Source organism: Mycobacterium sp. SMC-8 (genome assembly GCF_025263565.1).
Classification (GTDB): domain Bacteria; phylum Actinomycetota; class Actinomycetes; order Mycobacteriales; family Mycobacteriaceae; genus Mycobacterium.
Genome location: NZ_CP079865.1, coordinates 4,403,870 through 4,416,127, shown reverse-complemented (window position 1 = coordinate 4,416,127; position 12,258 = coordinate 4,403,870). Strand labels below are relative to the sequence as shown.

Here is a 12,258-nt window from a genome sequence, read left to right as displayed (position 1 = left end):
CGAAGGCTCCCCGGTGATGACCGGATCGACGCCGATCGTCCCAGTTTAGCGGGCGCGTCTACAGCGGCGCCGCTGCGTCCGAGGTGATCTCGATGACGGCCAGCGGGAACTGCTCGGCCATCTCTTGGACGGAGTACTCGTCGAGGCGGGACTCGTCGTACCACCAGTCGATGTGCAGCAATCCGGAGACCCGCTGGACCCGGAGTTCCAGCGCGCGGGCGCTCGGCCCGTCGTCCGCACCGTCGGCGACGTTGAGCAGCACCTCGGACTGCGCCACCGGATGACCAGGCGCCGCCGCCAGCGCGCTGTGGGCGCCCTGCAGCATCTCGGTCGGAGCCATCGGCATCTGCGTCGCGCACAACATGGAGACCCGGTGGTTGAGCCGGCGATGACCGCCGGTGACGTCGACGGCGACGGACCCGTCACCGCGGGTGCGGCCCAAGGTGCGCGCGAGGGCGGCCAGCAAGATCTCCTCGACCTGCACGCCCAGCCATTCCGCCGCACCGTCGAGTTCCTCGGTCAGTTCGCTCGACGGCGTGGTGGCGAATTTGCGTGACCGAGCGGGCAGCACGTCGATCGCGGGGCGATCGAACACCTCCAGCGCTACCGGCGCGGAGTGGACGGGCCCTTGTTTGACCTCGTCCGAGATGTATGGAGCGACCATGTGGCTAACCGTACAGCGAATGTCCCAAATTTGGGAGACCGCTCCCAAAACTGTGACGGCCATGTCAATAAAGGGCGTGTTATCTATTTGCCGGGAGGGGCTGCCCAAACGAGGGATCGCACATTATGGTGGACAAATGCCCCGCACTGATGAGAACGGCAGACAGCTGAAAGCCCTGCTCGACTATCTCCTCGACGGAGAGATCGACGCCAAGGACATCATTGACGCGCTCGGCATCTCCAGCAGCACCTATTACCGGCGGATCAAAGAGGCCGACTACCCCTCGGCCGAGGAACTGCGACTGGTCGCCGACCGCTTCGCGCTTAGCTACCCCGACCTGCAGATTCAGTTCGGCCTGATGAGCCGGCAGGAGGTGTGGCAGTACATCGAGGCGACCGGCCCGGTCGGCCCAGCGGTGAGCACCCTGCCGGGGACCACCACCAAGGCGGAAACAACCCGCCGCACGCGACTCTCGGAACTGACACCGCGGATGGACGCTCCTCCCCTTTAGGCCTTTCAGCGCATACAATTTGCTGACAACGGCCCGCTCGAAAGCGATTCCCTATGGCTCTGGCATCACTCATCGCGATCACATTGATGTGCATCGCGTGGAGCTTGTGGATTCGCCGCGTCACCTGGTCGTGCCGCTGGGAGGTCGCCGCGACGCTCAACATTGCGCTGCAGGGCATGGCGGTGTTGTTGATGTCGCCCCTGGCCTCGGAGACCCTCGGCCCGCTGTTGTACTCCCTGACCGGGAAGTGGAACCTGGAGGACTATCTCGGCCACGATTGCTACATCGTCGCCGCGTCGGCAGTCGTCTACAACACTCTGGGCAGGCTGGAACAGGACCACGCCCTGCAGCAACGGTTCCGTCAGCACATCGAGCGTCCGGCGACGGTGTGCATCCCGCTTCTGCTGGCCGCGTTCTGGCTCGGTAACGGAGCCTCGGTCTACCGCCGGGACTTCTTCGACGTGCCCACCGACTTCTGGCTCAACGTGTACTGGCTGCTGCTCTGCGGCATGCTGATCTACCTGCTCGGCTACGGCATCCGAGCGCTCATGGTCCTGCGCACCGACCCGCGGTCCCGGCAGGTCGCCAACGTCTACCTGTTCGCGTCGGCGATGGGGATCGGCGCCTGCGTGGTGCGCATCACCACCGCGTTCGTCCCCCAGCTGCAGACCGTCCAGGGCACCACGCTGGTCTGGGTGTTCGCCTGCGCCTGCGGCGCTGGTTTCGCGTTGACGTCCGCCTACTCGTGGCGAATCAAGACCCGCTGGTTCACCACGGCGAACCGCTGAGCCCGGCGGTCATACCGCGGTGGAGGTGACCTCCGTGAACGGCGCGCCGTACTCGCGCACCGGGCGGTAGCCGTTCTTGCGGGCCAGCGCGGCCCCGCGACGGATCAGGGCCGCGGTGGTGACGAAGCCGGCCTGATCGCTGACGACCAGCGGAGTGAGCAGCCGGTTGTGTACGTAGCCGAAGGACAGCCCGGTCTGCGGATCGGCCCATCCCAGCGAGCCGCCGAGCCCGACATGACCGAACCCGGGCAGGATCCCGGGGAAGGGCAGACCGTGATAACCCAGGTGGAACGACAGCGGCATGATCATGCTGTGGTCAGGCCGCAGGCTCGTCCTGCCGATGAGCTTGGCCGCGGTCTCGCTGGACAGGTACTGGGTGCCGTCGATCCGTCCGCCGTTGGCGATCGCGCCGTACATGCGGGCCAGCGCCCGCGCGGTCGCGACACCGTTGGCGGCGGGAATCTCGCTGTCCAGCAGCGGGGTGTCTCCCTGCACCAGCGCTTTGACCCCGGGCAGGTACATCGCGCCGAACGCGGCCGAGAACGGCAACGCCGCGACGCGCGGAGCCACCAGGTTGAACACCGGATTCTGCAACCGCGTCTGCGGACCGATGATCTGGGCGGGTTGCGTGGGGGCCTGCACCGGCGGCCGGCCCAGATGGAGTCCGTCGGTGTTCAGCGGGGCGGCCACTTCGGTGCGGATCAGCTCCCGCATCCCTTTGCCGGTAACCGCACGGGCAAGTCCGGAAAGGAGCCAGCCGAACGTGAACGCGTGGTAGGCAGGCTTGCCGTGGAGCCAGCTTCGCGGCGCCGCGGCGAGCCTGTCCTCCATCCCGAGATGATCGAGCAGGTCGGCTTTGGCGACACCGTTGAGCTGAGACAGCCCCGCCCGGTGACGCAGGGCGTCGCGCACCGTGATCGTCGCCTTACCGTTTGCGCCGAACTCCCGCCAATACTCGGCGACGGGCGCGTCGTAGTCGATCAGGCCCCGGTCGTGCAGCCGATGGATGACAGTGGCCGCGACCCCTTTGGTCGCCGAGAACACCATCGGTGCGGTGTCGGCGGTCCAGCGCCGGGTGCCTTTGCGGTCGGCCCACCCGGTCCACACGTCCACCACCGGCTCGCCGTCGAGGTACACCGACAGCGCTCCGCCGCCGAGGCGGCGCCACGGAAAAAGCTGCGCGAACGCGCGCACAGCGCAGGAGAAATTGGGGTCGGCAGCGCCCTGTAGGCCGCGGGGCAGAGCCGCACCATGGCCGTGAGAGAGCGCCGCACCGCGCTCCGGGTTGTCTACGCCCGTCACGAGGGTAAATTTACCCCGGCACGCGGCAAACTAACGGGAGTTTACCTATTCGTTAGCCGGAGCTTTTCGGTGCCGGTTCGACCGCGTCGAGGATCTGCTGCGCGGCCAGCGCCGGGGTGAGCTCGCCGTCGCGAACCCGACGCTCGACCTCACCGCGGATCGCGCGCACCCCGGGACTCGACAGCACTCGGTCGAGCACGGTGTCACGGACCATCGACCATGTCCACTCCACCTGCTGGGTGCGCCGCCTGGCCTCGAACTGTCCGGCCCCGGTGAGCACGTCACGGTGTCTGAGAATCGTCTGCCAGAGCTCCGCGAGCCCGGCGCCGGTCAACGCGCTCATCGTCAGAACCGGTGGACGCCAGAGCGTTTCACGGGGATAGATCAGCCTGATGGCCCCGGCGAGTTCGCGCGCGGCGGCCTTGGCCTCGACGGCGTGCTCACCGTCGGCCTTGTTGACCACCACGATGTCGGCGAGCTCGAGCACCCCTTTCTTGATGCCCTGCAACTGGTCGCCGGTGCGCGCCAGCGTGAGGAAGACGAACGTGTCGACCATGTTGGCGACGGTCACCTCGGACTGCCCGACTCCAACCGTCTCGACCAGGATCACGTCGTAGCCGGCGGCTTCGAGCAGCACGATCGTCTCGCGCGTGGCCTTGGCAACCCCACCGAGGGTTCCCGACGTCGGTGAGGGCCGGATGTAGGCGTCCGGGTGCACCGCCAGCTTCGCCATCCGGGTCTTGTCACCGAGGATCGATCCCCCGGTCCGCGTCGAGGACGGGTCGACCGCAAGCACCGCCACCCGGTGCCCCTGCTCGATGAGGTGCATGCCGAGCGCTTCGATCGTCGTCGACTTGCCGACCCCGGGCACGCCTGTGATCCCCACGTGCAGCGCGCTGCCGGCTTCGGGCATGAGCTCCAGCAGCAGCTCCTGTGCCTTCTGCCGGTGGTCGGGGCGGGTCGACTCGACCAGCGTGATCGCCCTCGCCAGGGCCGAGCGGTCGCCGCTGCGCAGAGCGGTTGCGAGGTCGGCGAGCTCGTGGACCGGCTGATTCATCTAGCTCAAGCTGTACCCGAGTCGTTCGGCCAGCTTGTTCAGCAGCCCGATTGCGGCATCGGCGATGACGGTGCCGGGCGGGAAGATCGCGGTCGCGCCGGCGGCGTACAGCTCGTCGAAGTCACCCGGGGGGATGACCCCGCCGACGACGATCATGATGTCGGGCCGGCCCACCTCGGCCAGCGCGTCGCGCAGCGCAGGTACCAACGTGAGGTGACCGGCCGCCAGCGAGGACACCCCGACGACGTGGACATCATTGTCAGCCGCCTGTCGGGCGACCTCTTCAGGGGTGGAGAACAGCGAGCCGACGTCGACGTCGAAGCCGATGTCGGCGAACGCGGTCGCGATGACCTTCTGGCCGCGGTCGTGGCCGTCCTGACCCATCTTGGCGACCAGGATGCGGGGCCGGCGGCCGTCGGCCTCGGCGAACTTCTCGACGAGCTCGGTCGCGCTGCTCACGTTGCTCGCCATACCCACCTCGTCTCGATAAACCCCTGCGATGGTGCGGATCTCGGCTTGGTGCCGGCCGTACACCTTCTCCAGCGCATCCGAGATCTCGCCGACGGTGGCCTTGGCGCGCGCGGCGTTGATCGCCAGCGCCAGCAGGTTGTTGCCCAGGCCATCCACTCCGGCGGTACCGGTCGCCGCGGCGGCCCGGGTCAGCTCGGCCAGCGCGGATTGTGTCCCGCGCTCATCCCTTTCCGCGCGGAGTTTTTCCAGTTTCGCGATCTGCTCGGCCCGCACCCGGCTGTTCTCGACCTTGAGAACCTCGATCTCGTGGTCCTCGTCGACCTGGTAGCGGTTCACGCCGATCACGGTCTGCTGTCCGGAGTCGATGCGCGCCTGGGTGCGCGCGGCCGCCTCCTCGATGCGCAGCTTCGGGATGCCCTCGTTGATGGCCTGCGCCATACCGCCGTGCTCGGCGATCTCGCGGATGTGGCCGCGCGCCTTCTCCGCCAGCTGATAGGTCAGCCACTCGACGTAGTACGAACCGGCCCACGGGTCGATCGGGCGTGTGGTGCCCGACTCCTGCTGCAGCAGCAGCTGGGTGTTGCGGGCGATGCGGGCCGAGAAGTCGGTGGGCAGCGCGAGCGCCTCGTCGAGGGCGTTGGTGTGCAGGGATTGCGTGTGCCCCTGGGTGGCGGCCATCGCCTCCACGCAGGTGCGCGCCACGTTGTTGAACGCGTCCTGGGCGGTCAGCGACCAGCCGGAGGTCTGCGAATGGGTGCGCAGCGACAACGATTTGGAGCTCTTGGGGTCGAACTGCGACACCATCTCGCTCCACAGCAGCCGGCCGGCGCGCAGCTTGGCCACCTCCATGAAGAAGTTCATGCCGATGCCCCAGAAGAACGACAGCCGCGGCGCGAACTTGTCGATGTCCAGCCCGGCGTCCAGGCCGGCCTTGATGTACTCCACACCGTCGGCCAGCGTGTAACCGAGCTCCAGATCGGCCGTCGCGCCCGCCTCCTGGATGTGGTAGCCGGAGATCGAAATGCTGTTGAACTTCGGCATTTTCGCGCTGGTGTAACCGAAGATGTCGGAGATGATCCGCATCGACGGCTTCGGCGGATAGATGTAGGTGTTGCGGACCATGAACTCTTTGAGGATGTCGTTCTGGATGGTCCCGGCGAGCTTCTCCGGCGGCACACCCTGCTCCTCGGCGGCCACCACGTACAGCGCGAGGATGGGCAGCACGGCTCCGTTCATGGTCATCGACACCGACACCGAGGACAGGTCGATACCGTCGAAGAGCTGGCGCATGTCGAGGATCGAGTCGATCGCCACGCCCGCCATGCCGACGTCGCCGGCGACGCGCGGGTGATCGGAGTCGTAACCGCGGTGGGTGGCGAGGTCGAACGCCACCGACAAACCCTTCTGTCCCGCGGCCAGGTTGCGCCGGTAGAACGCGTTGGACTCCGCGGCCGTCGAGAACCCGGCGTACTGGCGGATGGTCCAGGGCTGGTTGACGTACATCGTCGGATACGGGCCGCGCACGAACGGCGGTTCGCCGGGCAGGCTGTGCAGCGGGTAACCCGCCTCGACGATCGAGTCACGGTCGGCGCCGATGTAGACGGGCTTGACGTCGATGCCCTCCGGGGTGGACCAGTCCAACTGGTCGGCGGTGTACCCGTGTGCGGCCGCGGCCGCGGACACCTGGCCGTCGACGTCCGACGGGGTCGGCGAGCTCACCGTGGTGTCCCCCTGCAGCGGGACGTCGGCGAAGCTCTGGATGCTGTTCGCCCCGGCAGCGCCGGCCTGCTCGCCGGCGACATCGTGCACGGTCATGTCATGCCCCCAATCGGGTCAGCAGGTCCGACAGAGCGCTCACCGCGTCGATCTTCGCGGTGAGGTAGCCGTCGGGCTTCGAATCGGCTTCGGCGACCGCCTTTTCCGGTCCCGCCAGCAGGACGTGTGCCACCCCGGCGGCGCGCGCAGCGTCGACGACGGCCGACACCTCACCGGCGTAGCGGGCGTCGGTGCCGCAGATCACCGCGATCTGGGTGACACCGGCCTCCGTGACCGCGGCTCCGACGGCAGCGGCGTCCAGGGGGCCGGGGTTGACGGCCTCGATCCCGCCGGAGGCCAGCAGGTTCGCGGTGAAGGTGGTGCGGATGTTGTGCTCGGCCAACGGCCCCAGGGGCAGCAGCATCGCCTTCGGCCGGGCACCGGTCTTCTCCAGATGGGCGTCCGAACGGTGCCGCAGCGCCTCGAAGGCCGCCGCATAGCGCTGCACGTTCGGGAGTGGATCCCCTTGGGGCAGCGGCACTTCGTCCAGATTGGGGAATTCGTTGACACCGGTGACGGCGGTGCGCCGGTGCGCGATGTCGTCGGCGCGCCGCTCGGCGACCTCGGCGATGCGGGCGCTGATGTGCTCGCGCGCCGCCTCGAATCCGCCGCGGGCCTCGATCTCCTGGAAGTTCTGCCAAGCCTGCTCGGCGAGGCTGCGCGTGAGGTCCTCGATGAACCAGGAGCCGCCCGCCGGGTCGAGCACCTGCCCCAGGTGGGATTCCTCGAGGAGCAGCAGCTGGGTGTTGCGGGCGATACGGCGCGCGAAACTGCGTGCCGTACCGGGGAATCCACCATCGATCGCGACGTCGAAGGGGTGCACCACGAGCGTGTCGGCGCCCCCGACTCCCGCGGCGAACGCGGCCACGGTGGTGCGCAGCATGTTCACCCACGGGTCCCGCGCGGTCATCATCGGCAGCGACGTGGTGGCGTGCAGGGTGGCCGCCCCGGCTTCGGGTTCGCCGACCACCTCTGCGACGCGGGCCCAGACTTGGCGCGCAGCACGTAGTTTCGCGATGGTCATGAACTGGTCGTCGTCGGCGGCGACACGGAAGCTGATCTGTCCGAGCGCCTGCGCCGTCGACAGCCCGGCGTCGGTCAACAGCCGCAGGTAGGCGACGCCCGCGGCGACGGAGGCACCGAGTTCCCAGGAGGCGTTGGCGCCGGCGTTGTGCAAAGCCGGACCGTCGACGGTGACCGCCCGCACGTGCGTGTCGTACTCCAGCGCCTTCCGGGCGATCGCCACGACGTCGGCGGCCTCGGGCGCCGGGCGGCCGGCCAGCGGCGCCGTCAGCGGGTCCGCGCCGAGATCGATCGACAGCCGCGAACGCTGGTCCCCGTCGAGGCCGGTGAGCAGCGCCAGCAGCGCATCGGCGGCGGCGCGGAAGGCCGACCCGTCGCCGGCGACCTCCACCAGAACCGGCACCAGGTCCAGGTAGACCCCGTCGAGCAACCGCTCCAGGTCCCCAGGCGCCACCGCGCCGGCGGTGTCACCGACCCGCAGCACCAGCGCGCTGACACCTTCGGTCAGCGCCAGCAGGATGGCGCCGTTGGCCTCGGCGACGCTTCCGGCTTCGGCCGGGAACGCCTCGGCGACCTTCCACCCGGACTTGGTGTCCCGCAGGGCGTCGCCGCCGCGCACGAACGGCCACCGGCCCGGCAGGGCGGGCTCGGCACGTTCGTCGGCAGCGGTGTAGAGCGGCTTGATCGGGAATCCGTCGTAGGTGGCCGAATCGAGCAGACGCTCGGGCTCGGCCGGCAGGTCGGCGGGATCCCGCTTCAAAGACTTCGCCAGAACGCCCGCCACAGCGGAGCGCCACCGGTCCAGATCGGCGTCGATTACTCCACCGGCAGCGCCGGCGCTGGGTTTCTGCACAGCCATCAGGCTAAATGATGGCCATCACACCAGCGTGCGCCGGTGGCGCACGGCACCGGAGCGGTCGCCGATCGCATCAGCTACGCCCCCGTACTCTTGGTAAGCGTGAAATCCGTAGTCAGCACGCTTCGTACCGTCGGTGCCACGGTCGTCGCCACGCTGAAGACGGCACCGCGGGGACAGCTCGCCGCGGTCCTGGGCGGGATTGTGATTCTCGTCGCAGTTGCGCTGTTCGTGCCGCTACCGACCGCGCTGCAGCTGCGGGACTGGGCCACCTCGGTCGGAGCGTGGTTCCCGCTGGCGTTCTTCGCCGCGCACGTCGTGGTCACGGTGTTCCCGTTTCCGCGTACCGCGTTCACACTCGCCGCCGGACTGTTGTTCGGCCCGGTGCTGGGCATCCCGATCGCAGTGGCCGCGAGCACGCTCAGCGCGGTCATCGCGCTGCTGCTGGTCCGCACCGTGGGCTGGCAGGTCAGCCGATGGGTGTCACATCCCCGCGTCGACGCCGTCGACCGGCGGCTGCGGGAGCGGGGCTGGCCCGTCGTACTCGCCACCAGGATGATTCCGGCCGTGCCGTTCTCGGTGCTCAACTACGCCGCGGGGGCGTCATCGGTGCGGGTGGTGCCTTACACGCTGGCCACCTTGGCCGGCGTGCTGCCGGGCACATCGGCCATCGTGATCTTCGGCGACGCGCTGACCGGACGGGTCAGCCCGCTGCTGCTGGTGGTGTCGGTCTGCACCGCGGCGCTCGGCGTGGCCGGTCTGATCTACGAGATCAGGACCCACCGGCGCAGCCAGACACCGATCACGGCGTCCTGACGTCCGGCCCTTTCACCGTCATCGCTCCGAACATCGCGAGCAGCGACGACGCCGCGACCAGACCCGGGCTCCAGTCCCTGGCCCGGACGTGGGAGCCGACCGCGAGCGTGAAGTAGACCGTGAGCATGAACGTGGTCAGCCGGGCCAGCGCCGGCCAGCGGAACACCGACAGCAACCCCACCGCACTGGCGGCCTTCACCACCGGAATCAACGGGCGCAGTTCCTCGGGCAGGCCGACGTCGTCGAACGCCTTCTTGACCGGCGCGATCGGGCCGACACACGCCGCCGCGTCGGCGGCCTGCACCGCGGCGAGCACGACGTAGGTGCGCGGCGAGGTCAGCGCGCTCACTGCTCCGGCGCCCCGTGCCGCGGCGCAGCCAACTGGCCGGGCGCCTCCGGAGCCGACAGAAGTCCGGGCCCCTGGACCGGGGTGCGCGCCTCGGCCTCGGCCTTGGCCACGGCCTGCGCGATCGCGGGATCGGTCTCGGTGTTGAACCAGTCGGCGACTTCCTCGTCGTCGGACTTCGGCGCCGTGTCGTCGGCCGGCGACGGCGTGTAGCGGAACACCCCGTCGGACCCCGGCGCGCCCAGCAGCTTGGTGAATCCCTGTAGGGCCGAACCGAAGTCGCTCGGCACCAGCCACACCTTGTTGGCCTCGCCCTTGGCCATCTCCGGCAGAGTCTGCAGGTACTGGTAAGCGAGCAACTCCGGTGTCGGCCTGCCGGCCTTGATCGCCGCGAACGTCTTCTCGATGGCCTTGGCCTGCCCCTGCGCCTGCAGGTACGAGGCGGCCCGCTCGCCCTGGGCGCGCAGCATCCGGGACTGTCGATCGGCCTCAGCGGCCAGGATCGCGGCCTGCTTGGCGCCCTCGGCGGCGAGGATCTGCGCCTGCTTCTGGCCTTCGGCCTGCTTGATCGCCGCTTCCCGGCTGCCCTCGGCGGTCAGGATCATCGCGCGTTTCTCGCGGTCTGCGCGCATCTGCTTCTCCATCGAGTCCTGGATCGACGGCGGCGGATCGATGCTGCGCAGCTCGACGCGGGCCACCCGCAGTCCCCACCGGTTGGTGGCCTCGTCGAGCACACCGCGCAGCTGCCCGTTGATCGAGTCGCGCGACGTCAGGGTCTGCTCCAGCGTCATGCCGCCCACGACGTTGCGCAGCGTGGTGGTGGTGAGCTGCTCGACTCCGACGATGTAGTTGCTGATCTGGTAGACCGCGGCCTGCGGATTGGTCACCTGGAAGTACACGACGGTGTCGATGTTCACCGTGAGGTTGTCCTCGGTGATCACCGGCTGCGGCGGGAACGACACCACCCGCTCGCGCAGGTCGACCCGGGCGCGGATCTTGTCGATGAACGGCACCAACAGCGTCAGCTGCCCGGACACCGTCTTGCTGTAACGCCCGAGGCGCTCGATCACGGCCGCCTCGGCCTGCGGGATCAACGCGACCGATTTCGCGACGACCACCGCCGCGAAGACGACGAGCACGGCCAGCAGAATCAGTCCTGCGATAGCGCCATCCACGTGGAACTCCTTCCCTAGACGATCTTGGAGACGACTGCGGTGGCGCCGTCGATGTGCACGACGGTCACGTGATCGCCGGGTTCGTAGACGTCGTCCTGGTTGTACGGCCGGGCCGTCCACACCTCGCCCTCGAGCTTCACCTGACCCTCGTGCTGGGCGACGCGGTCGAGCACCAGCGCGCTCTTGCCCTCCAGCGCCCTCACCGGCTCGGGCAGACCCTTGCCGGACGCCAGACGGCGACGCAGCGCCGGGCGCACCCCGACCAGCAACAGCACCGACACGATCAGGAACACCAGGCCGTCGGCCCAGACCGGCCAGTCGAGCAGGAAGCTGGACCCGGCCGCGGCCAGAGCGCCACCGCTGAGCATGAGCAGGAACATGTCGCCGGTGAGCGCCTCGGCGCCGGCGAGCGCCAGTGCTGCGATCAGCCAGATCAGCGGGACAGGCATGACGCCAGCCTAACGCGGCAACCTACCGGATCAGCGGCTAACAACTACACTGCAGCCATCATGTGGTGCCCCAGTGTTTCACTCTCGGTATGGGCCAACGCCTGGTTGGCAGGCGCGGCGGCGCCCGACGATGTCCTTGACGCGTTATCCCAGTGGACGCCAAAGCATTCGGTCACGGCCTACGATTCGGTGGCCGCCGAACGCACGGGGCTGTCGTGGCCCGATCTCGATGACGCCGCCTCGATGTCGTTGCTGCAGACGATCCGCACCGCCGCCGGCCGCAGCGATGCGCAACCGACGATCGCGTTGACGCTGCCCGTTCCCGGCGACGTGCGCGGCCTGCCGCCGGGGACGCAGTTCGGTCGCGACGCCATCGCCGCCGGCGAGGCGGTGACGGTCAACGGGATCGACGGAGCGATCGGGCTGGTGCCCGACTTCGAATACCAGGACAGCTTTCCCGATGATCCCGACGACGATTTCGAGTTCGATGCGGAACTGAGCGGGCTGTCGTGGACGGTGTACTCGTTCTCGTCGGCGCCGCCCGCGGGTCATTTCGATCTCGGCGAGGCCGAGTATCAGTTGCGTGACGCGGTGCGCTCAGCCGCCGACGCGCTGGGCGCGCTGCGCGCCGGCGCCCCGGGCGGCGAGGTCGCCGATCCGCGCCGGCTTGTCGAGCAGGTCCTCGACGCCACGCGCATGCACCGCATCCCCGACCACGCCCCCACCCGGGCGGTGCGGGTGCTGGAGAACGCCGCGCACATCGACGCCATCATCACCGTCAGTTCCGGACTGATCCCGATCGGACTGCAGAGTTCGTCCGAGGTTCAGCTGGCCAGCGACGCGCTGCGGCCGCTGGCCACCGTGGTGCGCTCGGCCCGGTTGGCCGCGGTGGACGCGGTGCTGCACTCCGCCTGGCGGCCCTGACACACCGCCCCTCAGGCGCACATCTGGGCCGGCGCGCCCACCCTGTTGGCCAATCCTGCTG

Annotated in this window: 12 protein-coding genes; 4 read left to right on the top strand and 8 right to left on the bottom strand. The window is 68.9% G+C overall.

The window, feature by feature from the left end; genetic code table 11:
• Nucleotides 1–58: 58 nt before the first annotated feature.
• Nucleotides 59–664: a hypothetical protein gene (locus KXD97_RS21420; RefSeq protein WP_260752233.1), complete on the bottom strand. Its 606-nt coding sequence runs from the start codon at nt 662–664 to the stop codon at nt 59–61.
• A 136-nt stretch (nt 665–800) separates the two neighbouring features.
• Between KXD97_RS21420 and KXD97_RS21415 the strand changes: the two genes are divergently transcribed.
• Both KXD97_RS21415 and KXD97_RS21410 read left to right on the top strand, forming a co-directional pair.
• Complete coding sequence (locus tag KXD97_RS21415; protein ID WP_260752231.1) at nt 801–1,175, top strand: XRE family transcriptional regulator; 375 nt, start codon at nt 801–803, stop codon at nt 1,173–1,175.
• A gap of 53 nt (nt 1,176–1,228) precedes the next feature.
• Complete coding sequence (locus KXD97_RS21410; protein ID WP_260752230.1) at nt 1,229–1,963, top strand: hypothetical protein; 735 nt, start codon at nt 1,229–1,231, stop codon at nt 1,961–1,963.
• A 9-nt stretch (nt 1,964–1,972) separates the two neighbouring features.
• On the opposite strand, the gene KXD97_RS21405 is transcribed toward KXD97_RS21410, so the two are convergent.
• From KXD97_RS21405 to mutA, 4 genes are read right to left on the bottom strand one after another with little or no spacing between them, the layout of a single operon-like run.
• Complete coding sequence (locus KXD97_RS21405) at nt 1,973–3,265, bottom strand: serine hydrolase domain-containing protein (RefSeq protein WP_260752229.1); 1,293 nt, start codon at nt 3,263–3,265, stop codon at nt 1,973–1,975.
• Nucleotides 3,266–3,317: 52 nt separating this feature from the next.
• On the bottom strand, nt 3,318–4,322 hold the full coding sequence (gene meaB / locus KXD97_RS21400) for a methylmalonyl Co-A mutase-associated GTPase MeaB (protein ID WP_260752228.1): 1,005 nt from the start codon (nt 4,320–4,322) through the stop codon (nt 3,318–3,320).
• Complete coding sequence (scpA, locus tag KXD97_RS21395) at nt 4,323–6,608, bottom strand: methylmalonyl-CoA mutase (RefSeq protein ID WP_260752227.1); 2,286 nt, start codon at nt 6,606–6,608, stop codon at nt 4,323–4,325.
• A gap of 1 nt (nt 6,609) precedes the next feature.
• Nucleotides 6,610–8,490, bottom strand: coding sequence for a methylmalonyl-CoA mutase small subunit (mutA, locus tag KXD97_RS21390; protein ID WP_260752226.1), 1,881 nt, complete (start codon nt 8,488–8,490; stop codon nt 6,610–6,612).
• Between the two features lie 99 nt (nt 8,491–8,589).
• Here mutA and KXD97_RS21385 point away from each other — a divergent pair, with 99 nt between their 5' ends.
• Nucleotides 8,590–9,303 carry a TVP38/TMEM64 family protein gene (locus KXD97_RS21385; RefSeq protein WP_260752225.1) on the top strand — a complete coding sequence of 238 codons (714 nt, stop codon included), beginning with the start codon at nt 8,590–8,592 and terminating at the stop codon, nt 9,301–9,303.
• On the opposite strand, the gene KXD97_RS21380 is transcribed toward KXD97_RS21385, so the two are convergent.
• The 3 genes from KXD97_RS21380 to KXD97_RS21370 are packed head-to-tail and all read right to left on the bottom strand — an operon-like array spanning nt 9,290 to nt 11,273.
• On the bottom strand, nt 9,290–9,652 hold the full coding sequence (locus tag KXD97_RS21380; RefSeq protein WP_260752224.1) for a DoxX family protein: 363 nt from the start codon (nt 9,650–9,652) through the stop codon (nt 9,290–9,292). The genes KXD97_RS21385 and KXD97_RS21380 overlap by 14 nt on opposite strands.
• Nucleotides 9,649–10,824 (bottom strand): SPFH domain-containing protein, encoded by a 1,176-nt coding sequence (locus tag KXD97_RS21375; protein WP_260752223.1) that lies wholly within the window; start codon nt 10,822–10,824, stop codon nt 9,649–9,651. The genes KXD97_RS21380 and KXD97_RS21375 overlap by 4 nt, the downstream gene beginning before the upstream one ends.
• Before the next feature lie 14 nt (nt 10,825–10,838).
• A complete protein-coding gene (locus tag KXD97_RS21370; protein ID WP_260752222.1) occupies nt 10,839–11,273 on the bottom strand; it encodes an NfeD family protein in 435 nt (144 codons plus the stop codon).
• 60 nt (nt 11,274–11,333) lie between these two features.
• Here KXD97_RS21370 and KXD97_RS21365 point away from each other — a divergent pair, with 60 nt between their 5' ends.
• Nucleotides 11,334–12,197, top strand: a complete 864-nt coding sequence (locus KXD97_RS21365) for a hypothetical protein (protein ID WP_260752221.1) — start codon at nt 11,334–11,336, stop codon at nt 12,195–12,197.
• Nucleotides 12,198–12,258: the final 61 nt, after the last annotated feature.

Coding starts and splice junctions, on each gene's coding strand:
- KXD97_RS21420 (WP_260752233.1), bottom strand. CDS start 664: ATGGTCGCTCCATACATCTCGGACGAGGTCAAACAAGGGCCCGTCCAC.
- KXD97_RS21415 (WP_260752231.1), top strand. CDS start 801: ATGCCCCGCACTGATGAGAACGGCAGACAGCTGAAAGCCCTGCTCGAC.
- KXD97_RS21410 (WP_260752230.1), top strand. CDS start 1,229: ATGGCTCTGGCATCACTCATCGCGATCACATTGATGTGCATCGCGTGG.
- meaB (WP_260752228.1), bottom strand. CDS start 4,322: ATGAATCAGCCGGTCCACGAGCTCGCCGACCTCGCAACCGCTCTGCGC.
- scpA (WP_260752227.1), bottom strand. CDS start 6,608: ATGACCGTGCACGATGTCGCCGGCGAGCAGGCCGGCGCTGCCGGGGCG.
- mutA (WP_260752226.1), bottom strand. CDS start 8,490: ATGGCTGTGCAGAAACCCAGCGCCGGCGCTGCCGGTGGAGTAATCGAC.
- KXD97_RS21370 (WP_260752222.1), bottom strand. CDS start 11,273: ATGCCTGTCCCGCTGATCTGGCTGATCGCAGCACTGGCGCTCGCCGGC.
- KXD97_RS21365 (WP_260752221.1), top strand. CDS start 11,334: ATGTGGTGCCCCAGTGTTTCACTCTCGGTATGGGCCAACGCCTGGTTG.